The organism is Paenibacillus sp. JNUCC 35 (genome assembly GCF_058269095.1).
In genome coordinates this window covers 3,936,781-3,963,035 of the sequence record NZ_CM177771.1, presented here as the reverse complement: position 1 = coordinate 3,963,035, position 26,255 = coordinate 3,936,781, and the positions used below count along the sequence as shown (strand labels likewise).

Sequence of the window (26,255 nt, the reverse complement as noted above, 5' to 3'; positions counted from 1 at the left end):
AAACTAAAAAGAGAACGGTTCAGGCCCTTACACGGTCCAGTCCGTTCTCTTTTTGTATAAGATTGCTTACACCCATCCGAACGCTCTGGCCGCTTGGGCGGTGGCGAATGTAACCAGGATGGCGATAGCCAGAGGGATAAGGGCCGAAAGAATGGTCCATTTCGTGCTCTTGGTCTCTTTATAAATGTTGTACAGGGTCGTGCCGCACGGATAGTGAAGCAGCGAAAACAGCATCATATTAAGAGCCGTCAGCCAGGTCCAGCCATGTTGCAGGAAGAGGTCTTTGATGTTGTCCAGCCCGTCCGCATCGACCATGGCGCCGGAAGACATGTAGCCCATGAGCAGAATCGGCAGAACGATTTCATTGGCCGGCAGGCCGAGTATAAATGCCATGATGATATAGCCGTCCAGACCGATCAGATGGGCGAACGGATCGAAGAAGGCCGCCGTATGGGCAAGGATGCTCGTTCCGTCGATCATGATGTTGCCCAGAATCCAGGTGATGATTCCGGCGGGAGCCGCCACGATTACCGCGCGTTTGAGCACGGCCCACGATTTGTCGCGGGAGGCGAGCAGGATCGTTTTCCACATCTGGGGTTTCCGGTACGGGGGAAGCTCCAGCGTGTAGTGCGTGGGTACACCGCGCAGAGCCGTTTTGGACAGCGCCCACGACACGGACAAGGTAACAACGATGCCGAATAGCACCAGCCCCATGACGAACAGAGCGGTTCCTAAAGTCTGCCAGCCCCCTGAGGCGCCAGCCGCCATGAAAAGAGAGGACAGCAGGATCAGCGTAGGCCAGCGGCCGTTGCACGGGACGAAGTTGTTCGTCAGGATGGCCAGCATTCTTTCGCGCGGGGATTCGATGATCCGCGTGGACAAGATGGCCGCCGCGTTGCATCCGAAGCCCATCGACATCGTCAGGGCTTGTTTGCCGTGCCCGCCGGACTTCTTGAACAGGCGGTCCATGTTGAACGCGACCCGGGGGAGATAGCCGAAATTTTCAAGCAGCGCGAAAATCGGGAAGAAGATCGCCATGGGCGGAAGCATGACGGAGATTACCCAGGCGGTACCCCGGAAGAAGCCGAGAACGAGTATGCCGTGAAGCCATGCGGGCGCATGGACGGCTTGGAAACCTGACGTCAGATAGCCTTCGATTACACCGAAGAAATCCGCGATCCAGCCGGAAGGAACGTTGGCCCCGGCAATCGTGATCCAGAAGATCGCGCCGAGCACCGCAAACATGATGGGGTAGCCCCACAGCTTGGAAGTCAGAATTTTGTCGAGCTTATGTGTGCTCGCAAGCTTTTTCCTGTCTTCGTAGCGGACGGCCGCATTGCAGATGTCGCAGCTTGTTTTATAGATGTCGCTTACAATTTCGTCCCGGATGGAACTGTCGCTCGTGATGGTCTGCGCCATGGATAGCAGGGAATCGATCGGATCCGGCCGGTTAGTTGCATGCGGTGTGGCCATAGCTCATCACCCCCTGTCCTTGTGCCGCCGCCGCGCCGTTTAGCCTCTGTTTCAGCGAGGCGATGAGGTTCTCGTCCCCGTCGAGCAGACGGAGCGCGACCCAGCGGGCCGGGAAACGGGCTCCGAGCGTCTCGCGGACGAAAGGCTCCAGTTCCCGGACCTGGCGCTCGATTTCTTCGCTGTAGGGGATAGGCGGGGGCTCGGGATGAATGACGCCTTCCGCCACCTTTTCGACGAGGTCGAGCATGGGGCCGATGCCTTTGTTGTTGCGTGCGGAAATAGCGGCCACGGGCACGCCGAGCCTCTCGCGGATCTGATCCAGATCAATCTTGATCCCGAGCTTCTCGGCTTCGTCCATCAGATTGATGCAGACAACGGCTCGGCTGGTCATTTCTAAGACCTGCAGCGCAAGATTCAAATTCCGCTCCAGCGAAGTCGCGTCGAGCACGACCAGCGTGACGTCCGGCTGCTCGAAAATGATGTAATCCCTGGCGGCTTCCTCATCCGCCGAATTCGAATACAGGGAATACGTGCCGGGCAGATCAATGAGCTTGTATAAAATTCCGTTCCGCTCAAATTCGCCTTCGGCGGTCAGCACGGTTTTACCGGCCCAGTTCCCCGTATGCTGCCGAAGTCCCGTCAGCCGGTTAAACAGCGTGCTTTTGCCGGTGTTCGGGTTGCCGGCCAGTGCTACGGTATAGGTTCTCACAGACTGTCGCCTCCTTCCGGCTCCGCGTAAATGAGCGAACTTTCTTCTTTCCGGAGCGCGATGGTTGTATTGCTGACACGGAAAGCGGTCGGATCGCCGAGCGGGCTTCGCTGGATCACTTCCACGCGGTTACCCGGGACGAATCCGAGATCAAGGAGCCGTCTTCGCATTCCTCCCTGTACCTCGATCCGGCTTAACCGGACAACGCTTCCTACCTTGACCTGGTCCAATGACAATTCCGATAAAGACATAGGGCTCACCTTCCTTTTTCCCTTTGGACAAACTGTTTGCCGAGTGCAAAATTTTATTTATGAAAATACGCCTTCCGTTAACGTTGCTTTATGATGTTAGTATAGGCAAACAGTTTTTGACTGTCAACAAAAAGTTTCTCGAGGGAAAAACTTTTAGGGATAGGAATAAGGCGGGGAAGGCCGCCCGTAAACGAATGTCCTAATTAGTTAGCCACATTTTATGTGAAAGCAAAAAGGGGGAACCTTGTTCGCCCTAAAAAACTTGATTTTATTTTGAATGAAACGATAGGGCACGGAGCGGGGCCGTTCCGTTTTTGCAGGGGGGACGGAGAAGCGGTACAGCTTCGTGCCGGGCGTTCGGATACTAACTGAACGTTAGTGCCTTTTTGCGGCGAAGTTGGTAAACTAACAGGTATGAAGCGGCTGATTGGAATAACATTCCGGAAATTTATGTAAGGAGGAGTAAGAGATGCCTAACGATTTTTTTATTTCGGACCATCATTTCGGGCACAAACTTATTATCGATTTCGAGTCCCGGCCTTTTACGGATGCGGACGAAATGACAGACGTCATGATTCAAAAATGGAATGCCGTAGTCGGAAGCGAAGACAAGGTGTTTCATCTGGGGGATTTTTCGTTTCTGAATCAGGAAAGGACACAAGAAATCGTCGGAAAGCTGAACGGCTATAAATTTCTTGTTCTGGGCAACCACGACAGAGGCAGGTCCCGGTCCTGGTGGCTGGAAGCCGGATTTGACGAAGTGAGCGAATACCCGGTCCTGTACAAAGATTTCTTCTTGCTGTCGCACGAACCGGTTTATATGAACAAACACATGCCGTACGTCAATGTGCACGGTCATATCCATGGACAGAAGTATGAGGGCAAGAACTATTTCAACGTGTGCGTGGAGCACTGGGACTATACTCCGCTGACCTTCGAACAGATCCGGGATGCGGTAGTCGTCAGCGAGGAACAGGCATGATAGCCGTGTACGCGGGAAGCTTCGATCCCATTACCCTCGGACATACGTCGGTCATTGATAGAGCTACCAATCTGTTCGACGAGCTTCACATTCTGGTTGCCAACAACCGTGCCAAGAAGCATCATTTTACGATCGGGCAGAGGACCGAGCTGGTCAGGCTTTCCATTCCGCCGGGCAAAAGGATCAAAATCGTCGCTTTCGAAGGCATCGTAGCGGACTATGTCAATGAAACGGGAGCCAAGGCGATTGTCCGCGGCATCCGCAACGCGACGGATTTCGAGTACGAACTGCAGCTGGAACAGTACATCCGGAACACGACGAAAGCCGATACCGTCTATTTATCGCCGTATACGCCGAACATGCAGACGAGCAGTTCTCTGGTCCGGATGTTTATTGCGACGGGAAAAGTCGAACCGGCCAGAGTTTTTATGGTCGAGGCCGCTTTCGAGCAGATGCAAATGTATGAGAGCGAGAACAATGAGAGACGCGGCGGAAACGGGTAAGACCAGGCCCGGACCCGGGCCTTTCTGTTCCTTTTCCGTTCACCAAGAGGGTACGCCCGCATTCGCTGCGGCGGAGGGGCGGTACTGGCCCGGATGGATCGTGTGATCGTGTAGGCTGCGATCATGGCTTATCCGGCGAAATCTCGGCCAGGTTCAACGGGTCATTTCTCTATGGCTGGTATCTGCTCCGGAATTCCCGGGAAACTTGCAGTCAAGTCCGTCCGAACGGATTCTGCGGGCTTTTTCTGCTATTCATTGGCATTTTATCTCTCCGGCAGGGGGCTTTCCCCCTCTATTTCTATTATTTTTCATTTTTAGCTATTAATCTTGTATTTTATAATAATTGCGCTTATGATGAAATTGTTTTAGAGGTCAACCATGTTTACATCGTTTCATCTTCTTTTCTTACCGGTTCAGCTTCAAGAATTTATAGCGAGTAGGGAAAAATATGGCCATAAATGATAACGTTTTAATTAAAATCCGCCAAATGAAAACGAGCCTGACTCCCGTCGAGAAAGCGGTGGGCGAGTACATCCTGGAGAACGTGGAGGAAATCCCGCATCTCTCGATCAAAAATCTGGCCCAGCTGACGAAGACCAGCGACGCCTCCGTGCTGCGGTTCTGCAAAACGATGGGATATTCGGGCTACCGCAGCTTTATCGTCAGCATTTCGGCTTCCCTCGGCTCTATGCATGAAGAGGATACGAATCCGTACCGGGATATCCAGCCGGGAGACGACCTGTCCACGATTATTCTGAATATTTCCCGCACCAACAGCCAGTCCATTGAAGATACGCTCCAGGTGATCAACAAGAGGGAGATTGCGCGGGCCGTAGATGTGCTTCGCTCGTGCAGGCGGATTGCCTTCTTCGGAATCGGAGCCTCCGGTCTGGTCGGAATCGATGCGGAGCAGAAATTTTCGCGGATCAACAAGATGTGTCATACATACACGGACGGGCACAGTATGCTGACGGCGGCAACGCTTCTGGAGAGAGGCGATGTGGCCATCTTCATCTCCAATTCGGGAGAAACGGTCGAGATTCTCGACGCGCTGGAAATCGCCAAAAAGAACGGCGCCTGTCTGATCGCCGTAACGAAGTACACGAAAAGCCGGCTGGCCGATCAGGCGAACATCCTGCTCAGCATTTCCACGCCGGAAATTACGATCCGCAGCGGCGCGATGGGTTCCCGGATAGCCATGCTGACCGTCGTGGATATTCTTTTCGCGGGGGTAGCAAGCGCGGAATACAAACACGTGAAAAAATATTTAACCAAAACGCACAATATCGTCGCGGGCAAGCTGCGGCGCTAGTTTAAATCGGAGGGGCTGAATGCCTCTGACGAAAGAGTCGGCTGCGCGCCTCCAGGAGAAATTGCTGATCGTGATGAAGGACAAGGACCTGCCTTCGGAAGTCGATTTCGGCCGGATAGACGACAACGGCCGTTGACCTCTCGGCCTGCCGACTGCAATCCTGGCATAAACCGCCGTCGAATCGAATAAGACAAATCAAGGACCGAATAGGTCCTTTTTATTTTGCGCGAAAAGAAGAGGGAAATGCCGCAGGGCAAGGAGAAAAAGAAAATAAAACAACGATAGAATGTTTCATCATAAAATATTATTTCAAAAACTGTTGACCAAACTGAAATTTCTCGTTAAGATGAAATCAAGAAGTTGAACGAAACAGATGGGGGGGAGAAAGCTGTGGATGAGTATCTGGCGAGACTAACGACCGAAGAGATCAACGAGAAAACACAAGGGATAGACGAATATACGACGGAACAGATGCTGCGTCTGATGAACGAACAGGATGCGACGGTTCCGGCTGCGGTTGCGGCTGAAATACCGCAAATTGTGAAAGCGGTTGATATTTTGCATGAAGTGCTTAAAAGCGGCGGCAGAATGTTCTATATCGGAGCGGGATCTTCGGGCAGGCTCGGTGTACTCGACGCATCTGAATGTCCTCCAACTTTCGGTATCGATCCTCTGCGGGTGCAGGGGCATATCGCCGGAGGAGATGGGGCACTAAGAATAGCTGTTGAAGGTTTTGAGGACAATAAAGATGAGGGAATCGCCCTTATCGAACGGTGCGGCATAACGGACAAAGACGCGGTAATCGGAATCACGGCCAGCGGAAGCGCGCAATTTGTCATTGCCGGCTTGAACAAGGCAAGGGAAATCGGAGCGGCGACCATCGGTCTTGTGAACAACCAACATTCCAAACTCGAATCCGTTTGCGACGTGTGCATTGCCCCGGTTGTCGGGCCGGAAGTCATTATGGGATCGACCCGGTTGAAAGCGGGTACGGCACAGAAGCTGGTCCTGAATATGCTTACGACCTGTACGATGGTGAAGCTCGGCAAAACCTACAACAATCTGATGGTGGATCTGAAAGCCAGCAACATCAAGCTGAAAGACCGCTCCGTACGCATCATAAAAGCGGCCACGGGCGTGGATGACAAGACGGCTGCTGCGGTTTTGGAAAGCGCTTCCATGAGTTGTAAGCTGGCGATCATGATGATCAAAAGCGGCTTGGACGCGGCTTCGGCGCAGCGGGTGCTGGATCAGTGCGAGGGAAGTTTAAAAGCGGCAATACGAACCACAACCAACGTGGTGTAAATTTTCATATCCTTGGGGGAGGCTTGTTATTCATGAAAAGAAAATTGCGTGCAGCAGCATCGGTATTGGCGTTAACCATGGCAATGTCCACACTGGCGGCTTGCGGAGATTCCGGTAAAAAAGAAGGCGGCGCGGCGGGCGATCCGAACGCCAAAGACACCATCACGGCCCTGCTTCCGCCGGTTTCCGCGACCTACCAGAACAATTTTGCCCAGATGGCGAAAGACTTTAATGCGCTGTATCCGAACCTGACGCTGAAAATCGAACCGGCAAGCTGGGAAGACATTACACAGAAGCTCGATACGCAGGTGAATGCCGGAAGCCCTCCTGATATCGCGTTCATGGGTTCCGACGGCATTTCCAAGTATATGCAGCAGGATATGATGATGAACATCAAGGATGTGGCCACCAAAGAAATGGTGGAAGATTTCGATCCGGCTCCGCTTGAGTATATGAAGAAAGGCGACGGCCTTTACGGCTTCCCGGGCTATATGGAAGTTCACGCGATCGGCGGCAACCGCGAATACCTCGAGAAAGCGGGCATTGACTGGAAGAAAGTCCAGAAAGAAGGATGGACGTTTGACGAGTTCCGCGAAGCGATCAAGAAAGGCGTCGTTTCCGAAGGCGGCAAAACATCCCGTTACGGCTTCGTGTTTGCGACTGCGGGCGTAGCGTCCAAAGACTATCTCAACATTCTGATCAAAAATGCCGGCATGCCTTCGCCGTTCACTAAAGATCTGAAATACGCGTACACCAGCAAAAACTATCTCGAAGTGTTAAAAGATATCCGTACGATGATCGATGACGGCTCCATGCCGAAAGAGCTCAGCTCCATCGACGCCGGTAAACGCTGGAACATGTTCCTGACCGGTCAAACCATGATTACGGGCAAAGGCCTGGCGACGTTCGAGAACTCCGCCAAGAAAAACAACGAGAAGCTGCAAGCCAAAGACGGCAGCGCCGTCAAAGGAAGCATCCCGGTTGAATACACGGTCCTGCCGGTTCCGACCTTCGCCGGACAAAAACCGCAGTCCAGCGTAGCGGTCGACGGTTACGTGACTTTCCGCGGCTCGAAAGAACCGACGGCCGAGCATAAAGCCAACGTCGTAAAAGCGGCCTACTTCCTTGCAAGCGGTAAAGTAGCGGCAACGACGAACAACGACCTGTTTGTCGCTCACATTACGAAGAGCGGCAAGAAAGAAGCCGAAAGCATGACTGTTAACCGCGATGCCGATAACAAAGCGGCGGTTGAAACGATGCTGAAAAACGCGGCTCCTGCCCGTCCGGATATCCCGGCCGACCTGGGCGCCAAAGCAATCAAGCTGGAAGAAGAAGTCATCATTCCTAAGCTGCAGGCGTTAATTTCGGGGGAAATGACTCCGGAAGCGATGTACGAAGCGGTTAAATCGGCAGCCGTGCAAACGTTCGGCGCGGACGGTGTCGTAAAAGAATAGAGAGTTTTGATTCGGATAGCCGTGTGCCTCAACATGCGGCTATCTGAATATGTAGAATGAATTAGAGGATGGAGAGGGGTGCGAGAGATGACTCAACCAGCTAAACCGGTGAAAAGACGGAAAATCAGAGGAGACGGCGCCTGGGGCTATGCCTTTATCGCGGTTGCGCTTCTCGTCTATGCGCTGTTTACGGCTTACCCGGTTATTAGTGCCTTTATCATTAGCTTTCAGAAATACAGACCGCTGGGGTCCACCTTTATCGGGTTCGACAATTATACGGCGACCTTTAAAGACCCGCTGTTCTGGAAATCCGTCGTAAATACGATCGTGTATACGGTTTTGACGGTGCCTGTCGCCTTGTTCCTTTCTTTTGCGGTTGCGATTCTGATTCTTCCGCTCAAGAAAAAGCTGCAGACGACATTCAAAGCGATTTACTATTTGCCTGCCGTAGCTTCCGGCGTTGCCTTGTCGGTCGTATGGCTGTGGATTTTCGACCCGATGCCGTCGGGTATTCTGAACAAACTGATCAGCTACATCGGAATCAGCAACCAGAACTGGCTTGGATCAAGCGCTACCGCAATGTTCTCATTGGTACTCATGGCCTGGCTTTCCAGTCACGGCACAAGCATTATTATTTACTTGGCCGCGCTGCTGGGTATTGATGAGAGTTATTACGAGGCAGCCGAGCTTGACGGAGCGTCCTTTATTAAAAAGCTCTGGTATATCGTTATTCCATGTTTGAAACCGACTACTTTGTTCCTGCTCGTAACGGGCGTTATCGGCTCGTTCCAGGTTTTCCAGAACGCATATCTCATGACGGGCGGCGGTCCGGACAATGCGACGACGATGGTTGGCCTGCTCGTATTCAACAATGCATTCAAATACTTCGACTTCGGCAAAGCGGCCGCACAGTCCCTGATTTTGGCCTTTATTATCGCGGGGATCTCACTGGTTCAGTTCAAATTCCTCGGCAAAGAAGTGGAATATTGAGGAAAGGGGGGGCGAGATATGGCGCTCTATAACAATCACGCAGGAAATCGCGCGGCCAGATACAGCCGGAATACGATCATTATCGTAATCCTTACCCTGTTTGCTCTGGCTACGCTTTTCCCGATTTACTTTATGCTTATTTCTTCCTTTGGAGATCCGATCGAGGCTGGCGCGGTGAGCTATTCCCTGCTTCCAACCAAATTTACACTGGAATCTTACAAGTTTTTCTTCGATTATAGCGAGTATTCCATCCGCTGGCTGCTCAACTCTCTGATCGTAGCCACGACCGTGATGGTGTCCAATGTGATTTTCGCCAGTATGGCCGGTTACGCCTTCTCGAAAATCAAATTCAAAGGCAGAGCGATGCTGTTTACCATCCTATTGATCGCGATGATGATTCCGTATCAGGTTACGCAAGTTCCGCTTTATATCCTGATCGTAAACATCTTTCATATTCAAAATACGTATAGCGCACTCATTCTGCCGGGTCTGGTAACGGTGTATAACATCTTCCTTGCCAAGCAGTTCATGAGCAGCATTCCGAATGAGATTATCGAAAGCGCCAAGATTGAAGGCTGTAATCAGTTCCAGATTTATTTCCGGGTCATTCTTCCGTTGTCCAAAACGGTATTGGCCGTCATGGCTATCCTGACGTTCATGGACAGCTGGAACACGTTCTTCTGGCCGTTCCTCGTAACCAATACGATGGATATGCAGACCATTCAAGTCGGACTTAAAAACTTCCGGTTTGCAAACACGACTTATTTTGCGCCGATGATGGCGGGTGCCGCCATCTCCGCCCTGCCGATGTTCGTTCTCTTCTTCAGCCTGCAGAGATACTTCCTTGAAGGTGTCACTGTCGGTGCGGTGAAGGGGTAACACGAGCGCGCCGATTCGGCTATCTCCGTTAATCGTAACGTAAATAGCGGGTTGGTCGGATCACAGCGTACTAAACCAAGACGGGCTTTTGTTCCGAAAAGCGGCCCGCATGCAGGCATCCGAACTTTCCTTCGATGCCGGTGCGGGTGCTTTGTCCGAGACTCTCGGCGGATTACAGGAGCCCGTTTTTTATAGGCGGAGATCGGGGCCTGCGGTATTTTCAAGCCGGATGGGCATACAGCGGCGGACATAACAGGTTTATGAGGCACAAGGAGGGAGTATCGACATGATCGAATCATGGAATGAATCCTATTCGGACGCGGTGATCCGGCTGTGGAACACGGAAGCCGTTAAGGACGGCTACAAAGAACTGACCGGCCGGAGCTTTAACGAGATTTTCCTGTCCAGTCCATACTTTGACAAAGACAATACGTTCGTTATGCGCGAAGAGGACGGAACCGTCACGGGTTTCGCCTGCGGCTGCACAGGCGACGACCTGCCTTTGGGCGCCGTCGCCGGCTATATCACCTGCATCGTGTTGTCAGAGGACCGTCAGACAGATGCGAATTACCGGCTGCTGCTGGAAGCGCTTGAAGGGCGATTCCGGCAGCTTGGTAAAAAGCAGGCCGACGTTCTTTTCTTCAATCCGATGATGCTGCCGTGGTACATCCCGGATACGCCGGGGCATGAACATAACAATGCTCCGGGGATTCCGGCGGACAGCCGTTTGTACGGATTTCTGCTCGGCGAAGGGTATATCGAACGCGCCAGGGAATGCGCCATGTACCTGAATCTGTCGGGATTTTCTATTCCGGACGAAATCCGGGCCAAGGAAGAGAGGACCGCCGCCGACGGATATACGGTCGGACTTTTCGATCCCGCCCGGCATGAGGGCATAGAGGCCATGCTGCAGGGCTTCGACAACCCGCTGTGGCAGAAAGAAATTGCCGCCGGTACGGCAAACGGCGTGCCCGTCGTTATCGCGGCCCGCCGGGGACAAGCGGTCGGCTTCGCCGGCCCCGTTATCCGGCAGGAAAGCGGCCGCGGCTATTTTGCCGGCATCGGCGTTCATCCCGATCATGAAGGGCACGGGCTGGGCAGCCTTCTTTTCTTCAGGCTGTGCGAAGCCTTTAAGGGCATAGGGACGGATTACATGTCCCTCTATACCGGCAGCACCAACCCGGCTATCCGAATTTACGAGAAGGCGGGCTTCAAGACCGTGAAACAATTCGCCGTCATGCGAAAGGCATTGTAGGCGGTTCTCCGCTCCGTGCAGCTTTGGTCAGGTCCTCAGCCGATGCGGCTTTAAGGGACAGCTGGTTTTAACCATCCGTAACAGGCATCCTATTGGAAGGATGTCTTTTTTCTATTTAATAACACGATGACAAGAGTGGCGTAAAAAAAGGAAAAAATATAAAAATAATCTAATATTTTAATGAAATCCCTTTAATAATCATGGATTCCTTCTTATAATGGCGTTAGCAGGCTTTTTAGTTTACGATGAGCCGCAAACGGTACAGCTTAGAACAGTTTACCGAACCGGTCAGGACGCACTTCCTTTGAGATTGAAATCACCCGGACCGGCTCCTTGTACAAATAAGCGCGAGGGAAGGAACGATGGGAATGGAAGCGGAACTGGAACGGTTGAAACGGCTCGTTTTTCAACTCTTATTAACGACGGAGAACCGGACGACGGATTTTCTCGAACTGATTACGGGAGAGACCATGATTCCTTCGGTTCTGAAGCAGGCAACGGCCACTCAGGCACCCTTATTGGCGGTGAAAGAAGGGACGCGGGATGCGGTACTTAGAGAATCGCTTCTTCGCACGGAAAAAAGCGGCCTTGTCGTTTCCCAGAACATCGCGGTGATGTATCCCGATTTTATCCCGCTGCCGATCAATTTAAAGCTTGCGCAAAAAAAGGAAGGCATCGGCAAAATCATGCGGGATTTGAACATCCGCAACACCCGAACCATTCTGGACTTCGGATGGAGAAAGCCGGAGCATACGACCGATCTGACCGGAAATCCTTATTCCGTTACCTTTGCGGACAACCCGGCCGTTCCGTATAAACAATACACAATCACTTTTGAAGAGTTCAATACGCCGGGTCTGCATCTGCTGGAATACTTCAATCCGCGGATGCTCGAAGGTAAAGAGATACCTGCGGGGCAGGAAGTTTATAACGCGAGTGTGAACTGAGCGGAGCGGTGGGGACGGCAGTAGAAGACACCGGATTCATACGGTGTTTTTTGCAGTTGCGCTCTCTTCTTGAAACTAACACGAACAAGGAGTCTGTTTTAGCCTAGCATCTCGGGCTATAATAATGCTATAAATAAATAATAAAAGCTATACATCTATCTGATAAATCCCAGCTCCATGCTTATCTTTGCAGCTTTCGATATGTTATAATCACTATAAACAAGCTTGTTTTCAGGGTAGGGAGCGGTTGGGTGATCAAAGAACGGCAAGAACTCGAACAAATTTTGGAACAATCTATCGAGAAAATAAAATACAAAAGAAAAAACGTTGAAATAATAAATAAAAAATTATCAGAACACAATGTTGAAACCGGTTTTTTTAATAAAATAGCCGCTAATCCATTCCTGCTGACCCAACTAAGCCCCCTTCTGCTGTGTCTCCTTACGATGGCTCTTTATCAGTTGGAAAGAACAGCTGACCTGAATATGGAGCGTTATTTCACTCCGGAAGAGATTAAAGAAACAAAAAAATATAATAAAACGGAAGAAAGCACCGTTCAGCTTCCGGTTGAATTAACGAATGTAATTCAGATCGATCATGAAAATTTTGTTACGGCAATTCAAATCGTAAAAATCGTGGAATGGTACCATCACAGAATCATTACTTATCATTTTGAAACGCAAAGAAGCGCCAAGTATAAAAAAAAGAAAGAGGATGTAATCGCCGTTCCCGATATCAATCTCAAGAGTGTGAAAGATATTGCCAAGCATATGCTGGAAGGGACTTATATCCCCGATATGATTGCGCTTAACGTATATTCGGAAGCGGATTCCCCGGTGGCTTTCGATCCGAAGACCCGAGTTTTGACGATACTGGAAGGAGCGGATGTTTCCGTTTTGGACGGGTTCCACCGTCTGCAGGGAGCGGCCAGGGCTTTGGGGGTTAATCCGGAACTCCAGCAGGATATTATTTTAAGCATCCGGGTCTTTAATGCGGAGACCGCCAGAAAATATTTTGGGCAGATTAATACGATCAACCCTGTCAGAAAAGAACGACTGGAGGAGTTGAAGCAGGAGAACATTGCTTATGTCATAGTCAAACAACTTCATTTAAATTCCGGCCTCAAAGGAAAAATTTCCTCGAAATCCAAAATAAGCGAATTGGCCGGGCACATTACGACTACAAATATCCTGGCCAAGGCAATTGATCTGACATTTGCTCCGAAAAGTTTACTTGAAGCCAAAGAAATCGGCAGCTATCTGACTGACTTTTTTAATTTCCTAATCGATAGTTACCGGGAGGATTTTCATAAGAAAGACAGCATATTGCGTCATCCCGGAATGTTTGTCGGTTATGTGGCGCTGGCACAGCAATTAGAGCAGAAGCAAGTCCCGTTACCCGAACTAACGTCTGCGATAGACGACATTAAGAACAGAGAAGCGGAATGGAGAAGATTCCTTGCGTCCGGCCGAACTAACTCATCCTCCGTGAACCGGCTCATTAAAGATCATGCCGAAAAATTAGCACACGAATTGTATTCCAATTCAGAGGGGTAAACCACATGTCTAATAAGATATATGAAGGCGGATATTATAACGAAATCCCAAAAAACAGATATCTTGCGTCTTTACCTGAAACTTCAGCCAAACAAGCTGAGCGGGTACTCTCAAGGGCGAAATCGCTGGAGGAAAAATATCAGACGGATTTAGCGAATTTTAACCTGGACCAGATCGAAAGCCTCTTGTATTACTTAAACCCCTCTACACTCAATTCCAGCCGGGCTAATTTTTATTTGATTCAAAACTATATCCGATGGGGAATCGCACAAGGCTTCCGGGAAACAAATTTGAATCCGTTGGATGTATTGGCTGAAAATACGTTTTACAAAAAATTTATAGACGCTTCCAAAAAGATGTTGTACACGAAAGATGAAATCGATAAAATGGTAGACTGTTGCTTAAATGCGCAGGATGCTTTTCCTGTCGTGGGTTTATTTGAAGGGCTGTATGGGACAGGCTATGACGAGCTTCTTAACTTGAAAAGAGAGCATCTGCTCCCTAATAACATGCTTGAACTTCATAATCACGGAACAGCAAGAATAATCCGGGTTTCGGACAGGTGCATGGACATTATCAAAAAAGCGCTTGAAGAGAAAACGTACGTAAAGAAAAACGGTGCGGCTAAAGTTACCATGAAATCGCCGGCTTCCGCGGACCTCGAACAGAGCGATTATGTGCTGAGGAACGTGATCACGAGGAGTCAGACGGACGGTAAAGCAGACCGTTTTCTGATTCAGAGAAGAATCACAGCCGTGAAAAGCTACCATGAAGACTGGGTTAAAGTTCTAACGCCCTATATCATAAGAAATTCGGGGATGCTGTACATGGCCAAAACGCTTTTTGACCGGAATAAAGAGTTAAACAAACAGCATTATGAAGAAATATGCGAACAGTTCGGCATCTCCAAAGTAATGAATAACGGTTACGAAGTTTATAACTATCACCGGCTTAAAGAAGACTTCTTGAACCCGGAGACGATAGAAAGAATATATAGCGAATAAAAAAATACATTTTTCAAAACCCGCTGAAGCGGGTTTTTTAATTGCAGGTTATTGGAAATATGACTTTTTAAGAACACTCGTTCGTGTTATAATGGAGTTATATAGGAACTTGTGTTCGTGTTTTTGATTTGATGAACAATCTCAATGAAAAGAAATAAATACAATAGAGATCATTTATTGTTTTAACCGACTACAATTGGCTGACTCAAAGGGGAGCATACCATGTTTACATACGCCATTGGACTTATTTACTCGGATCGTACTTGCGATATTTATTACGGCCCCAAAGAGAGAGTGGTGAAAAAGTTGATGGTTGCGGAGGACAGGCCATACGGAAAACTGTATAAGACCGAAGGGTTGATGAATCGGCAGCTGGACTATTATAAAAAAGAGAAACCACAAGCCAAATTTTATGCTCTGTAAGTTCCTATGATTGTTTAAGAACGGAACTATCCTTTGTAAGGATTGGAATCAACTGAAAAGGATAATATGTATTTTTATATAAAAATAAGTGTGATAATCCTAAAAAGTAATGATATTACCATAAAAAGTAATCGAAACCCGCTTACATTCAAATTGGATAAAAGGTAAGATCTAAACAAGGAAGTCAAATAAAGGAAAACAAAGCAAATAGTTGAATTCACATTCCGTTCTACCGGGAGGGAAGAAAGTGCATTCGGTACAAGAGGAAAAAGACCATAGAAGATTCTTAAAACAAACGATTGAGCATTACAAACTAGGAAAATATTTTCCCGAAGAACTGATTCTTCTTGCCAAATCTGATCCTGTAAGCTTTGAGTGGATGAGGCATACCGAACACGGGACGATCGTTTTCCTGATGAGCGCCACCTGTTCCGCCTGCAACATGGATTATGCGGTTTCCTTTATGGACAGTCACCCCGGATTTAACTACTGCATCCTTTTCGAAGGAAGCCAAGAGTCGGTGGAGGAGCTGCGCAAGGAACTCGATCCGGAGGTACGGATTCACCGGTGCGAAACGGTAAAACTGCAAATCCAGCTCAAGGTAAATGCGGTTCCTTATGCGATTGTGCTCAACAAAGTCGGACAGGCTGTAGGGGCGGATATTTTTGACAAGATAGCAAACTTGAACCGCGCGGCTGCCCCCTTGATCCGGGTGTATAACAATCTGAATCCGGACAAATGAAATCGCTCGCAACCACAATTCGGACGACATGGAGCGCTTTTTCCAGGGTGTACGCGTTTAACAAAATCATCGTTCTTTTCTCCTTGTTCGTTTACGTCTTCTCGGCTGTTCAAGCGAATGTAAGCGTTTATCTCAGCAAGTTAATAGTAGATCAGCTGACGATTAAAAACTTCTATCTGCTGATGGGCGGTATTGTACTTTTAATCTTGTTTCAACTGCTGCGGGTGGTTTTGGATGCGTACGCTCAGCTGAAGAGCCGTAAGATGAGCCTGATGTTTGCCATCCAGTGCGAAGGCAAGCTCATCGATCTTGTAGAGAAGACGGACTTGATCGAGAAAGAACATCCGCGTTTCAAAGGCGATTTTTCTTACTGGTCTTACAGCAACAATAAATACTACGATACATACTTAATCGCTATCGGCCTATTAAAACAAATCATACTTGCATCATTGAGCTTGTTCTTTCTTCTTCACTCCTATTGGCTTACGGGAATTCTCGCTCTTCTGGTCGGTACGTGGAGAGGTGTTTACGATCTGCTGGCCGTACGCCGGCGGGTTGAAATCGATGAGCAGCTTATGAGGAACACGCGGAGCCATCATTATTATTACGATCTCCTTACAAATTCCGAGACCCAGAAAGAAATGATGCTGTTCCGGTTGTTCCCTTACTTTAGAAAGCGCTGGCTGGAAAAGAAAATGGAGTCCGCGGAGCTGCAAATCAAGCTTGATAAATTGAATCATCAACGGACTTTTCGCGGCGAACTTCTCTCGATCTTAAACACTGCGGCAGTTACGGTCATAACCGCTTACTTGATTTATAAAGGTTCTTTGAGTATCGGCGATTACGTAGCGATAACGATGGCGCTCAGCATGACGGAAAACAATATCAGCTCCTTGTTCACTTCTTACTCGAGATTAAAAGAATACTGCACGCACATCGAGAAGCTGAAGGTGATTGAAGAGAACAACGAGGTGGCCGTCGGTGTCGAGAAGAACGTCCGGAGCAAACCGTTTGTTTTCGAAAAGGACATCCGGATTCAAGACTTATCTTTCCGGTATCCGAACCAGGATCAGCCTGCTCTAAACGGGATCAGCGCTGAAATCAAGAAAGGAGAAGTTGTCGCCATTCTGGGCGAGAACGGCTCCGGTAAATCGACGCTCATTAAGCTGCTTCTCGGGCTGTATCAGACGGAAGAAGACTCAATCTTTTATGACGGTGTCAGTTTGAAGAACATGGACCGATTTCAAATGTGGCAAAAAAGCAGTGCCGTATTTCAGGATTTTATCCGCTACATGACGGATGTAAGAGAAAATGTGGCTGTCGGCAATATAGGCGAAATCCAAGATTCGGAGAAACTCGAACAGATGCTTGCCAGAGTCGGTTTGGCCGACGTCTTCAAACACGGTCTGAACAGCCGATTGGGGTTTCTGGATGACGGTGCCGTCAATCTGTCGGGAGGACAATGGCAAAGACTCGCTTTATCCCGCGTTTTCGTCCGAGACGACGATGACCTTGTCGTGTTCGATGAACCGACCGCCGCTTTGGACCCGCTTAGCGAAGTCCGCTTGATGAATGAACTTCTGAGCCATTTTAAAGGCAAAACCGTTCTCCTCATTTCCCATCGGGTCGGAGTCGCGCGTAATGCGGACCGCATTATCGTCATGGAACGCGGACGAATTGCCGAGACCGGAAATCACGAGGAACTGCTGGAACGTCAAGGTCTCTACAACGAGATATGGAACCAGCAGAAGCAGTGGTATGTGTAACGAACTTACAAGGAGGGAAATATCCATGACGTCATCTGCCAAACCGTCCCGATTGTCCGATACCGGTCTGCCTTTAGGCGCCTCGCTGCCTGAACTTCCGGACTACTTGAAGGAAGGCATGGGGGCAGCCTGGAATCAATCGTGCACCATTCGAGTCCTGCTGTTCGCCTCCGTTTATTGCACGCATTGCATAGATCTGCTGCCTCATCTCCAAACGATCGCGGAGAATCATCCGACTTTTTCTTTCGGTCTCTTCACTACCGGAGACGAAGAGGACCATCGCAGCATGAAGGAGTATTTCAGTTGGGATTTCCCTGTGAATACGATGGATCAAAGCGATATGGAAGCTTATTTCCAAGTTACCGCGCTGCCTTTTATGATGCTCATCGACAAGTCGGACATTATAGCGGCCAAAGGTGTCATCTACAATGCCGATGATTTTGAACAGATCCTGCGAACCAGCGGAATTCATTTGACTTAAACGCGGTATCACGGTGCTTGTCACCTTTATGATACAAATCCACCTATGAAAGGAGGTGAATACGATGGCTTGTAAATGTCCGGATGGAGTAGTTTTGAGTGAATCCAGAGCTTGTTTGACTGGCTACTGCACGGCTAACGGTACTTCTTACCCCAAAATTTTGACTTCTACTAAAAGTGTTGGCTGCAATGACGGTGGACCACCAGTAGTTTGCACGTTCAATGCTGGCTGCTGCTACTAAGCACTACAAAGGAGAAGGGCGATTGTCCCTTCTCTTTTATTCCATTTCAAAGGGGTTGCGTGTATTGAACGCTCAATTACTTGTCTGCGATCAGATTACGAACAATACTTTACTGGGAGGCCATGTCTTAGGCACTGTGTTGAATCAAGTGTCTATTCCGGCGCTGCCGTATGTGATAGAAATGCATGTCTTAATCAAATTGTTTGATTTGCCGCGTGATGAATTTGTCGATACCGCTTTGATCATCACAAACTCGTCGGGCGAAATGATTGATCGTACTCCGGCTACCGTTCTGCGTAATTACAGAGGGGAAGATCAGGTTCCCGGAGTCGATCAGGATGTCTCCCTTCACTTGATTGTGACGGAACCGGGAATTATTTACATCCGGTGTATGATAAACGGAGAAGAAGCGGCCTGGTACCCGTTAACGATTCGTCTGCAAGAACAAAAAGTCTCTTGAATGCCGGTTACAGTGGCCGCGCTATAGAGAAATGGGTGATTATACATTGATTCAGTGGTTAGGCTATGTTCTGGATATGACTATGTCGGTTCTGTTTTTCATGCCGTTTTACATAAAAGCCAGCCGGTTCCGCAATTTCCGAATCGAGTTGTACTCCTACGGCATACTTCCCCGTTCTCTCGTTTCGATAGCGGCTTTGGTCGTATTGTCAGTGGAGTTCGTCCTGTTTCTTTTGTTTGCCATCGGACTGCTCGGAGGGTGGAGGGAGCTTGCCGCAATCGTTCTGCTTGCTGCGTTTGCCTTCTTTTCATGGCGGAAAACAAAACTTACGGGTGTCGATACTTGTGCTTGTTACGGAGAGATCGCATTTCTGAATCGATCCCCGGTTTACCGTAACGCCATTCTAATCGGATTGCTGGCGGCGGGTTTGCTGCTGCCTGCTCCCGAACAGGATGGATACGCCAGGATCAATTCGCTTCTTTTTGTAATGGCTCTGTCGATTTCAATCGGGCTGCTTCAATCCGCATGGAACTATAGGAAGAGGAGGAAGCGCCGTGAGCAATCTGCTGTTCCTATGTAATCTGGTATGGTTCCTTGCTTGTGTGCTGCTCTTGTTCATTCAAAAGCGAAAAGAGCGTGACGAAGTAACCGCATTGATCGGAGAAATCAAACGACTTTCGAGCAGGCAGCGAAGCGTGACGAGGATTTTATTCGCGGATTATAAGGACCCTGCATTCCAAAAGATCGACTCTCTGCTCTCGACGAGTGCCGACGGTCCCGAAACTATCGTGGTGATCGATGCTCCGTCCTGGCTGATTGCGGCCAGGGAAAAGAAGTGGACGAGACACGAGGCGATAGATGCTAGAATGATAGCATCCACGCGCAAAAGCGGGGTTATTGTGACTCGCGGCGGAAAGTACGCCGTTTACGACGAAGCGGCTGCATATCTGGCGTACACGTCATCGTAAGCAGTAAAGGTAAATAAAATAATCTCACTCGCGGTTGTAATAGCTGCCTTCTTGACGAGCAAAAAACAAAGCACGCAAATTCCTGTAAAGGAATGAGTGTGCTTTACGTTTGTCCGACAGAAAACCAAACCGGGCAAAAAAGTCTCCTCCTAATTTGCGAAATACCAACAAAAGCTTCCGGAAGGCTGAGCCTTATGGAAAACTTATAATTGATAATGAGAACCGTTATCAATTATAATAAACGGAAAATGAAACCAGCATTGTTCCGAGGAGTTGGTGAAATCGATGCGGGCAGACAACCATTCATTCCTTTGGAATCAGGCTTCCGTTAAAATCTTGGACGTCCGCTGCATAGTGTTGATTTCGGACGAGGAGATTCGGTCATGGATTATGCCGGCCTGTTGTTTTATGTACACGGTGAGTGGGAGAGCGTGTGTACGAATGGATGGCGAGCTTTTTCAGATAAGCGGTTTTCATGTTCTGCATGGGGGCAAAGGCAGCCGCGTAGATATTTATGCGGTTGAAGAACCGTTCAGCTATTATCTTCTCTATTACAAAGCATATTTTCCTGTCCCTTTACGAAAAGAAGCGGCTGAGATAGCGGACGGCTGTAATCCGTTTCAGCTGCAGTATGGCCTTACGCCGCATCATCCTCTTTCTCTGATGAGCAAAATCCGGCTTATGCATCAGGAATGGGTGACGCAGGGAAATCTGGAGCGGCTTCATGTCAAAGCGCTGTTTTACCAGTTCGTGCATGAATTGTTGGCCCAGGTTCACGCCCGCAACATTCCGGCAGCAAAAGCGGATGTCGCGGAGCAAGCCCGCCGCTATTTGCAGGAGAATTACACAGAGCCTATTACCCTGGAGAATTTAGCGGAACTGCTGGACAGCAGCCCCCGGCATATAACCAGGTTGTTCAAACGCAAAACCGGCACAAGCCCGATTGATTATATGATCCGGCTCCGCATGAACAAAGCGAAGGAAATGCTGCTGGCGACGGAGATGACACTACAGGAGATTGCCGAAAGCATCGGGTATCCCGACAGTTATTCATTGGCTAAAATGTTCAAAAAACAGGTAGGAATTGCGCCGATCCGCTACCGGACGGAAAAAAGAACCAGGAGAAGTTGTCCCGATTTGCCATCGGATACGGCCGTATTTGACATTGCGGGAAGAGATAGCTTGAATTATATTGAATATGATAATCATTCTCAATATAAAAAGGAGCTAAACTTCCCCATGTTATACAGCAGAAGACCTTCCGCGGCAATCACTTTGCTGCTTTGCTTGATGATCCTGCTCAGTGCCTGTTCGACTGGAAAGACGAGCGGATCCGCGAACAGCAACTCGCTTACTTCGCCTAGTCCGGCTCCTGTTGCCGCCAACACCGACAGCAATCAGACTGCGCCAAGCAAGCCTGCGACTAAGTTGATCTCCACCGCCAAAGGCGACGTCGAAATTCCCGTGAATCCCAAACGGGTCGTCGTTTTGTATTTATTGGGCGATGTACTGGCTTTCGATGTGATGCCCGTGGGGATATCGGACGTTTACAAAGGAGCGGCGTTTGAAAAGGAACTGTCGGGAGTCCGGTCGCTCGGCGAATGGTTCAAACCGAGTCCGGAAGCCGTGCTTGCCCTGGAACCCGATCTAATTATCGCCCCTTCGGAAGAGACCTACGAAATGTTGAACAAAATTGCGCCTACCGTCTACCTCCCTTATGAACAGATGACGATGGAGGAACGGTTGAATAAGCTTGCGGAAGCGCTCGGTAAGGAGAAGGAATCCGCCAAACTGCTGGACAACTTCCATAAGAAGGTGGAACAAAGCAAACAAAAGCTGAAACAGGCGGGGATTTATGATAAAACCGTTACCATCATGGAAGGCGGGAAAGGCAGCATGGCTGTCATTTCATCCCGAAACTACGGCCGAGGTTCCCAGGTCATCTATGAATATTTAGGCATGAAAGCACCTGCTGTCCTTCAAAAAGAAATGGATGCCGGGAGCAAAGGGGCGAGCTCGAAGAACGTCTCGTTGGAAGTGCTCAATCAATATTCGGGCGATTATGTGTTCCGTTCGGCGTACGAAGGGATGGAGGATTTGTCCCAAAATCCTGTCTGGAATCAAATTCCCGCGGTGAAGGGAGGGCGGCTAACCGAGATCAGTTTCGGTTTGTCGTACTACAACGATATTTATTCGCTGGACAAGCAGTTGGATTTTGTTATGGAAAACCTGCTGGCGAAGGTGGAAAAGCGGGTAAACTGAATACGCGAGCAGCGTCTGCGATTAGGATTTGCCGATTTTGCTTACAGACAAGAAGAACCACAGCCCGAGGCTGTGGTTCTTCTTATAGGGCAACAAAGTCGTTTTTAGAGTACCGCCTTTTCCGCATGTCTTGATTACTTGACGATCGGATCCGTAACCTCTCTGCGCAGCAGAGCGATCTCATGTTTGTACGGAGCGTTTTTATATTTAACGGGACCGATGGAGGGTGTCTCCAACAGTTTAGGCACACGATCGAACTGGGGGTGATGGACGATATAATCAAGGGCTTTAAGCCCGATGAAACCGTGTCCGATGTTCTCATGCCGGTCCTTGCGGGACCCACATTCATTTTTGGAATCATTGACATGAATGACCTGAATGCGGTCCAGCCCGACGATTTGATCGAATTCATGCAGAACTCCGTCGAAATCCTCGGCGATATTGTATCCGGCATCGTGGATATGACACGTATCAAGGCAGACGGATAGCCGCTCATTATGGGTGACTCCGTCGATGATCTCAGCAAGCTCTTCGAACGTTCGGCCACATTCCGTTCCTTTGCCCGCCATCGTTTCGAGTGAAACTTGGACGTCCCTTTTTTCCGCCAGAACCTCGTTCAATCCCTCGATAATTCTCCGAATCCCGGCTTTGGCTCCGGCTCCCCTATGTGCGCCGGGGTGAAGGACGATTTGATTCGATCCCAACGCTTCCGTCCGCTGAATCTCAGAACGCAGAAACTCGATACTGTGCTCGAAAGTCCGCGTATTCACGGTATTTCCCAAGTTAATGAGAAAAGGGGCGTGAACCACGATATTCGAAATGCCATGGGTTTTCATATGCGCTTTTCCCGCTTCAAGGTTGAACGCTTCAATAGGTTTGCGCCGTGTATTTTGCGGGGCACCCGTGTAAATCAGAAAAGTCGTTGCGCCGTACGATGCCGCTTCTTCGCTTGCCCGCAGCAGCATCGTTGTCCCGCTCATGGAGACATGCGAACCGATAAGCAGAGACATGTTCTCGCCCCCTGTCACTTGTAAGTTGTCTTGGTGATGAAAGAACGTCCGGTCAGGCGTCCTTTATGCTTGGACGGAACAGCCTGACGGCATGTGAATCCGAACCGTTCAATACTAGTCTATCAGCTGATGTGACTCGCGTTTAGAGGGAGTTGCAGGGAAACCGAAAAAGGCCAGGAAAGTTCCGTGGCCTATTGTGGCAATACCTGATCGGAATAATGAATGTGCCGGTTTTGCGACAGAAATGAGGCGGCTATCCCCGGAATAGAGTTACTCGGCTGTATAAGCTTGCAGGCGGGCAGCGAATTCGGCAAAACTGCCAGCTGCCTCCCTGACGTTCTGCTCCATCAGCTCCTGCGCCTCTTCGAGCGTTTCCGACTCGCTTTCCGCGTCTTCCCGCACCATCGCTTCCTCGTGATCCATTAGAACAACGGAAGGGGAGGAGGGGTTCGTGCGGTAATCGAACAAGTAATTGTTGCCGCTGCTTACGCTCCATGCAAAAGGAATGAGGCGTTTGGGATCGGGATTCACATCATCCACAAGATTCCGGTTTGTTTCGATAAAGCGTTCATCCAGCTCGGAAAACCGGACTTCCCAATCGGTAACGTCTCCGTTTTCAACGAAATTATATCCCTGCTTCTCCGCGTTTTGCAGAAAGCTCAAATAATCGGATGGGAAGACGATTCCATAGTGCTGCTCGATTTTTTTCACAGTATTGTTTTTCATAGACTGTGCACCTCTTTCTTTCACACTTGTATGTTATATGATAGGTAAAGTATACCCTATTAAAAACGGAGGAGAACACCATGCAAATTGTTTCGGCAGCCGTTGCGGATTTTGATTACTTGCGTGATCGCGACTCTCATATTAATGAGGATCTGATTCTGCCCAAAATTAGAAACAAGGAAATTTATATCTTGCGGAATAAAGAGAACGTTAACATCGGTTGGATGAGATACGGATACTTTTGGGATAACACACCGTTTATGAACATGCTCTGGATCGACGAACCGTATCGGGGCGGAGGTTTCGGAAAGGAAGTTGTTCTTTTCTGGGAAAAAGAAATGACACAACGCGGGTTCAAGCTGGTTATGACATCCACCTTGGCTAATGAAGAGGCGCAGCATTTTTACAGAAAGCTGGGATACCGGGACGCGGGATGTCTGCTGCTCGAAAACGAACCTACGGAAATTATCATGACAAAGAGACTGCTATAGATCCTTTCATCTTCTAAATCACGACAAATTGTAAGTGGCCGGTATGACAGCCGTGCTTTTGCAACCTTTGGGGGTGGAACGAGAGACGGAAGCCCGGATAAGCCGTGAAACAAGGGTTCGGGCAATGGAGAAACGGACAAGGACGTGAATCGAGTGGATAAAAAAGCGAAAAAAATATTGGCAACCACTTTTTGGTCTGCCGCGGGCTGGAAAAACAGACCGGAAGTTTTTGCCGGTGAGGATTTCGAGTATGCCAAAAGCAAAGGCCTCATGTTCGATCCCCTTACAATGGAGCATGATGAACTGGTCAAGCGGCTTGACGACCTCCACCAGACCCTCACGAAAGAACAGGTCGCCGCCGCGTTTCTGCATAGTCTCTCTACCAAAAAAGTCCATTTGCGAAGCGCCCTTTCAAGCTGGGCTTTGACAACTAAGCTGCCCCTTCATACATACGGCGAACGGAGCGCGGTGCGGCCCAATTACAGCAGCTGCGGGGACTGCAATTACCGGGGGATCATGTCGGACCGCGAATATGTAAATGCGGATCTGAACGTGTTGAATTTCGAGCGGATCAAATGGGGAGGAGTCCGTTTGAACCAACTTCTTTATTGCTGGCTGGATCTCGAATTGTTCAGCAAAGAAGAAGCCTTCGAGGTTACCGCGGAGGATAGGACCATCCTTCACAACATGATCGAAGCGATTCAGGAATGTGAGGAACATGACAGTGCCCGGAAGCTGGAAAAACGCTGGAAGGATATATTCCCTTCGAGCAAGAATGAACGGGATATGGTGATGGAAATATGGGGATTTGCCGGATTGCTGGTGCCGCGGGACACACCTCGCAAGCGTCGCGGCGGAGACCATGATTTCAATTCCATGGCGGTTTGGCAGGGGGATGACCGCTATTCGCGGGAAGCGCTGGAGTTTTATTTCGGGGCGTATTTGTAAGGAAAGAGTATTAAGTTAGGAATTTGAAAGGAGTAATAATAATCAAATATCTTACGGCTGCTTTAATAACATCTGTCCTTTTTACTTTTTCCATGAGTGCATACTTTCTGAATAAGGTGTTATTTGATTTTCCAGATCTATTAATCTTATTCGGTTTTTATGGTACCCCTTTAATTTTGTTGATCGGTACCCCTGTTTCTTTTGTATTGGATAAAATTAGCCAACGTTTTTTTCAGAAAGAATATAAGAGGAAGTTAGCTTTGCTCATTATGTTTTTAATTTCAGGTACGGTGATTTCAATGGTGTATAACATTTACTTGGGATTCTTGGAGGAATTTGTCCTGAAGCTGGGATTAGTTGCTTCAATGATTTTTTATTTTGCACTTCAGTTTACAAAACAAATATTCCGAAGTAGCAATAAATCCTCCCTTTCACTTTAATCCAAATCATACAGGGCCGCTGAACCGACTGGTTTAGCGGATCTTTGTTTTAAGCAACTAACCCCGATTGACAGACCATGGAAAGAAGAGTATGATGACTTTAGATTTAGTAAATTACTAAATTAGTGAATAAGTAAATCGTGAATTTAACGAAACCCAATTGGAGCGTGTTAATTATGAAAATCCCGACAACGTTAAAACATAAGCCGGTCATCGTATCGGAAAATTACGAGCAGGTCGACGGACGCCTCGCCCGGAACACGGATGCCAAAGGATTGTCCCTGGGGCTGGCCCAGTGGAACGATAGAGGCAAGGTCGATATATCGGCCAAAGTATGGAGACACACGGGAGAGAAATGGTCTAGACAATCCGAAGAACTGCCTATGCACCGTGTTCTTGACCTTGCTATTCTGATTTGCAGAAGCAGCTTATATTTTCAGGATGCCTACCGGTTTCCGAAATTGTATGATCCCGAGAACCCCATGATCGACCGTATCGGGCTCCAGGGGGATGCGATGAGTGTGTCCGTTTGCGAAGACAATCCCATGCTGGATCAAGACATTAAGCTGTTTGCCCAGGCTCTCAGCGAGGATGGCGAAATGATCGGGGAGCGGCTTCGCGTGTTATCCCGGCTATTGGAAGAAATGGGGTATTGACCCCCTATAAAGAGGTGAAAA

Annotated in this window: 27 protein-coding genes; 22 read left to right on the top strand and 5 right to left on the bottom strand. The window is 48.9% G+C overall.

All coding sequences use genetic code 11. From position 1 onward, the window contains the following. Window positions 1-66: 66 nt before the first annotated feature. Genes AC2TF6_RS17685 through AC2TF6_RS17675 form a run of 3 tightly spaced genes read right to left on the bottom strand, consistent with a single transcriptional unit; the run spans window position 67 to window position 2,433 of the window. Window positions 67-1,473 (bottom strand): nucleoside recognition domain-containing protein, encoded by a 1,407-nt coding sequence (locus AC2TF6_RS17685; protein WP_491307874.1) that lies wholly within the window; start codon window positions 1,471-1,473, stop codon window positions 67-69. Beyond that, a complete protein-coding gene (locus AC2TF6_RS17680; RefSeq protein WP_491307873.1) occupies window positions 1,451-2,182 on the bottom strand; it encodes a FeoB small GTPase domain-containing protein in 732 nt (243 codons plus the stop codon). The genes AC2TF6_RS17685 and AC2TF6_RS17680 overlap by 23 nt, the downstream gene beginning before the upstream one ends. Beyond that, a complete protein-coding gene (locus AC2TF6_RS17675) occupies window positions 2,179-2,433 on the bottom strand; it encodes a FeoA family protein (protein ID WP_491307872.1) in 255 nt (84 codons plus the stop codon). The genes AC2TF6_RS17680 and AC2TF6_RS17675 overlap by 4 nt, the downstream gene beginning before the upstream one ends. A 469-nt stretch (window positions 2,434-2,902) precedes the next feature. Here AC2TF6_RS17675 and AC2TF6_RS17670 point away from each other — a divergent pair, with 469 nt between their 5' ends. The 19 genes from AC2TF6_RS17670 to AC2TF6_RS17580 all read left to right on the top strand — a co-directional run bounded on the left by AC2TF6_RS17670 (window position 2,903) and on the right by AC2TF6_RS17580 (window position 21,963). After that, window positions 2,903-3,415, top strand: a complete 513-nt coding sequence (locus AC2TF6_RS17670; RefSeq protein ID WP_491307871.1) for a metallophosphoesterase — start codon at window positions 2,903-2,905, stop codon at window positions 3,413-3,415. Next, the gene (coaD, locus tag AC2TF6_RS17665; protein WP_491307870.1) at window positions 3,412-3,918 is read left to right on the top strand and encodes a pantetheine-phosphate adenylyltransferase; all 507 of its coding nucleotides are present in this window, start codon (window positions 3,412-3,414) and stop codon (window positions 3,916-3,918) included. The genes AC2TF6_RS17670 and coaD overlap by 4 nt, the downstream gene beginning before the upstream one ends. Window positions 3,919-4,366: 448 nt before the next feature. After that, on the top strand, window positions 4,367-5,230 hold the full coding sequence (locus AC2TF6_RS17660; RefSeq protein ID WP_491307869.1) for a MurR/RpiR family transcriptional regulator: 864 nt from the start codon (window positions 4,367-4,369) through the stop codon (window positions 5,228-5,230). A gap of 390 nt (window positions 5,231-5,620) precedes the next feature. Then, window positions 5,621-6,535, top strand: coding sequence for an N-acetylmuramic acid 6-phosphate etherase (gene murQ / locus AC2TF6_RS17655; protein WP_491307868.1), 915 nt, complete (start codon window positions 5,621-5,623; stop codon window positions 6,533-6,535). A gap of 32 nt (window positions 6,536-6,567) precedes the next feature. Continuing rightward, window positions 6,568-7,989, top strand: coding sequence for an ABC transporter substrate-binding protein (locus tag AC2TF6_RS17650; RefSeq protein WP_491307867.1), 1,422 nt, complete (start codon window positions 6,568-6,570; stop codon window positions 7,987-7,989). An 87-nt stretch (window positions 7,990-8,076) separates the two neighbouring features. Continuing rightward, entirely contained in the window at window positions 8,077-8,979 is a 903-nt protein-coding gene (locus tag AC2TF6_RS17645; protein ID WP_016424014.1) for a carbohydrate ABC transporter permease, read from the top strand. A gap of 18 nt (window positions 8,980-8,997) precedes the next feature. Beyond that, window positions 8,998-9,858 (top strand): carbohydrate ABC transporter permease, encoded by an 861-nt coding sequence (locus AC2TF6_RS17640; protein ID WP_491307866.1) that lies wholly within the window; start codon window positions 8,998-9,000, stop codon window positions 9,856-9,858. A 286-nt stretch (window positions 9,859-10,144) separates the two neighbouring features. Further along, complete coding sequence (locus AC2TF6_RS17635) at window positions 10,145-11,113, top strand: GNAT family N-acetyltransferase (RefSeq protein WP_491307865.1); 969 nt, start codon at window positions 10,145-10,147, stop codon at window positions 11,111-11,113. Between the two features lie 362 nt (window positions 11,114-11,475). Then, window positions 11,476-12,060 carry a hypothetical protein gene (locus AC2TF6_RS17630; RefSeq protein ID WP_491307864.1) on the top strand — a complete coding sequence of 195 codons (585 nt, stop codon included), beginning with the start codon at window positions 11,476-11,478 and terminating at the stop codon, window positions 12,058-12,060. Window positions 12,061-12,311: 251 nt separating this feature from the next. Then, complete coding sequence (locus AC2TF6_RS17625; RefSeq protein WP_491307863.1) at window positions 12,312-13,616, top strand: DNA sulfur modification protein DndB; 1,305 nt, start codon at window positions 12,312-12,314, stop codon at window positions 13,614-13,616. A gap of 5 nt (window positions 13,617-13,621) precedes the next feature. After that, window positions 13,622-14,620 carry a phage lytic cycle repressor MrpR family protein gene (locus tag AC2TF6_RS17620; RefSeq protein ID WP_491307862.1) on the top strand — a complete coding sequence of 333 codons (999 nt, stop codon included), beginning with the start codon at window positions 13,622-13,624 and terminating at the stop codon, window positions 14,618-14,620. A gap of 222 nt (window positions 14,621-14,842) precedes the next feature. Continuing rightward, window positions 14,843-15,043 carry a hypothetical protein gene (locus AC2TF6_RS17615; RefSeq protein ID WP_491307861.1) on the top strand — a complete coding sequence of 67 codons (201 nt, stop codon included), beginning with the start codon at window positions 14,843-14,845 and terminating at the stop codon, window positions 15,041-15,043. 247 nt (window positions 15,044-15,290) lie between these two features. Continuing rightward, on the top strand, window positions 15,291-15,785 hold the full coding sequence (locus tag AC2TF6_RS17610; protein WP_491307860.1) for a hypothetical protein: 495 nt from the start codon (window positions 15,291-15,293) through the stop codon (window positions 15,783-15,785). Window positions 15,786-15,832: 47 nt separating this feature from the next. Further along, window positions 15,833-17,551: an ATP-binding cassette domain-containing protein gene (locus AC2TF6_RS17605; protein WP_491307859.1), complete on the top strand. Its 1,719-nt coding sequence runs from the start codon at window positions 15,833-15,835 to the stop codon at window positions 17,549-17,551. A gap of 25 nt (window positions 17,552-17,576) precedes the next feature. Then, on the top strand, window positions 17,577-18,032 hold the full coding sequence (locus AC2TF6_RS17600; protein ID WP_491307858.1) for a TlpA family protein disulfide reductase: 456 nt from the start codon (window positions 17,577-17,579) through the stop codon (window positions 18,030-18,032). A gap of 305 nt (window positions 18,033-18,337) precedes the next feature. After that, the gene (locus AC2TF6_RS17595; RefSeq protein ID WP_491307857.1) at window positions 18,338-18,733 is read left to right on the top strand and encodes a hypothetical protein; all 396 of its coding nucleotides are present in this window, start codon (window positions 18,338-18,340) and stop codon (window positions 18,731-18,733) included. A 46-nt stretch (window positions 18,734-18,779) separates the two neighbouring features. Further along, window positions 18,780-19,313 carry a MauE/DoxX family redox-associated membrane protein gene (locus AC2TF6_RS17590; RefSeq protein WP_491307856.1) on the top strand — a complete coding sequence of 178 codons (534 nt, stop codon included), beginning with the start codon at window positions 18,780-18,782 and terminating at the stop codon, window positions 19,311-19,313. Then, window positions 19,288-19,701: a hypothetical protein gene (locus tag AC2TF6_RS17585; RefSeq protein ID WP_491307855.1), complete on the top strand. Its 414-nt coding sequence runs from the start codon at window positions 19,288-19,290 to the stop codon at window positions 19,699-19,701. Before AC2TF6_RS17590 ends, AC2TF6_RS17585 begins: the two co-directional genes overlap by 26 nt. A gap of 441 nt (window positions 19,702-20,142) precedes the next feature. After that, window positions 20,143-21,963 carry a helix-turn-helix domain-containing protein gene (locus tag AC2TF6_RS17580; RefSeq protein WP_491307854.1) on the top strand — a complete coding sequence of 607 codons (1,821 nt, stop codon included), beginning with the start codon at window positions 20,143-20,145 and terminating at the stop codon, window positions 21,961-21,963. Between the two features lie 134 nt (window positions 21,964-22,097). Here the strand turns inward: AC2TF6_RS17580 and AC2TF6_RS17575 are convergent, their stop codons facing one another. Together AC2TF6_RS17575 and AC2TF6_RS17570 are read right to left on the bottom strand one after the other, a co-directional pair. Further along, entirely contained in the window at window positions 22,098-22,973 is an 876-nt protein-coding gene (locus AC2TF6_RS17575) for a deoxyribonuclease IV (protein ID WP_491307853.1), read from the bottom strand. A 270-nt stretch (window positions 22,974-23,243) separates the two neighbouring features. After that, entirely contained in the window at window positions 23,244-23,699 is a 456-nt protein-coding gene (locus AC2TF6_RS17570) for an SMI1/KNR4 family protein (RefSeq protein ID WP_491307852.1), read from the bottom strand. A gap of 80 nt (window positions 23,700-23,779) precedes the next feature. Here AC2TF6_RS17570 and AC2TF6_RS17565 point away from each other — a divergent pair, with 80 nt between their 5' ends. The 3 genes from AC2TF6_RS17565 to AC2TF6_RS17555 all read left to right on the top strand — a co-directional run bounded on the left by AC2TF6_RS17565 (window position 23,780) and on the right by AC2TF6_RS17555 (window position 26,234). After that, window positions 23,780-24,190, top strand: coding sequence for a GNAT family N-acetyltransferase (locus tag AC2TF6_RS17565; protein WP_491307851.1), 411 nt, complete (start codon window positions 23,780-23,782; stop codon window positions 24,188-24,190). Between the two features lie 153 nt (window positions 24,191-24,343). Further along, window positions 24,344-25,138 carry a hypothetical protein gene (locus AC2TF6_RS17560; protein ID WP_491307850.1) on the top strand — a complete coding sequence of 265 codons (795 nt, stop codon included), beginning with the start codon at window positions 24,344-24,346 and terminating at the stop codon, window positions 25,136-25,138. Between the two features lie 616 nt (window positions 25,139-25,754). Further along, a complete protein-coding gene (locus AC2TF6_RS17555; protein ID WP_042228856.1) occupies window positions 25,755-26,234 on the top strand; it encodes a DUF6530 family protein in 480 nt (159 codons plus the stop codon). Window positions 26,235-26,255: the final 21 nt, after the last annotated feature.

Bases quoted from the DNA above. Each gene is read 5' to 3' on its own strand.
- AC2TF6_RS17685 (WP_491307874.1), bottom strand. From the start codon at position 1,473: ATGGCCACACCGCATGCAACTAACCGGCCGGATCCGATCGATTCCCTG.
- AC2TF6_RS17675 (WP_491307872.1), bottom strand. From the start codon at position 2,433: ATGTCTTTATCGGAATTGTCATTGGACCAGGTCAAGGTAGGAAGCGTT.
- AC2TF6_RS17670 (WP_491307871.1), top strand. From the start codon at position 2,903: ATGCCTAACGATTTTTTTATTTCGGACCATCATTTCGGGCACAAACTT.
- coaD (WP_491307870.1), top strand. From the start codon at position 3,412: ATGATAGCCGTGTACGCGGGAAGCTTCGATCCCATTACCCTCGGACAT.
- AC2TF6_RS17660 (WP_491307869.1), top strand. From the start codon at position 4,367: ATGGCCATAAATGATAACGTTTTAATTAAAATCCGCCAAATGAAAACG.
- AC2TF6_RS17650 (WP_491307867.1), top strand. From the start codon at position 6,568: ATGAAAAGAAAATTGCGTGCAGCAGCATCGGTATTGGCGTTAACCATG.
- AC2TF6_RS17645 (WP_016424014.1), top strand. From the start codon at position 8,077: ATGACTCAACCAGCTAAACCGGTGAAAAGACGGAAAATCAGAGGAGAC.
- AC2TF6_RS17640 (WP_491307866.1), top strand. From the start codon at position 8,998: ATGGCGCTCTATAACAATCACGCAGGAAATCGCGCGGCCAGATACAGC.
- AC2TF6_RS17635 (WP_491307865.1), top strand. From the start codon at position 10,145: ATGATCGAATCATGGAATGAATCCTATTCGGACGCGGTGATCCGGCTG.
- AC2TF6_RS17630 (WP_491307864.1), top strand. From the start codon at position 11,476: ATGGGAATGGAAGCGGAACTGGAACGGTTGAAACGGCTCGTTTTTCAA.
- AC2TF6_RS17620 (WP_491307862.1), top strand. From the start codon at position 13,622: ATGTCTAATAAGATATATGAAGGCGGATATTATAACGAAATCCCAAAA.
- AC2TF6_RS17615 (WP_491307861.1), top strand. From the start codon at position 14,843: ATGTTTACATACGCCATTGGACTTATTTACTCGGATCGTACTTGCGAT.
- AC2TF6_RS17600 (WP_491307858.1), top strand. From the start codon at position 17,577: ATGACGTCATCTGCCAAACCGTCCCGATTGTCCGATACCGGTCTGCCT.
- AC2TF6_RS17580 (WP_491307854.1), top strand. From the start codon at position 20,143: ATGGATGGCGAGCTTTTTCAGATAAGCGGTTTTCATGTTCTGCATGGG.
- AC2TF6_RS17575 (WP_491307853.1), bottom strand. From the start codon at position 22,973: ATGTCTCTGCTTATCGGTTCGCATGTCTCCATGAGCGGGACAACGATG.
- AC2TF6_RS17570 (WP_491307852.1), bottom strand. From the start codon at position 23,699: ATGAAAAACAATACTGTGAAAAAAATCGAGCAGCACTATGGAATCGTC.
- AC2TF6_RS17565 (WP_491307851.1), top strand. From the start codon at position 23,780: ATGCAAATTGTTTCGGCAGCCGTTGCGGATTTTGATTACTTGCGTGAT.
- AC2TF6_RS17555 (WP_042228856.1), top strand. From the start codon at position 25,755: ATGAAAATCCCGACAACGTTAAAACATAAGCCGGTCATCGTATCGGAA.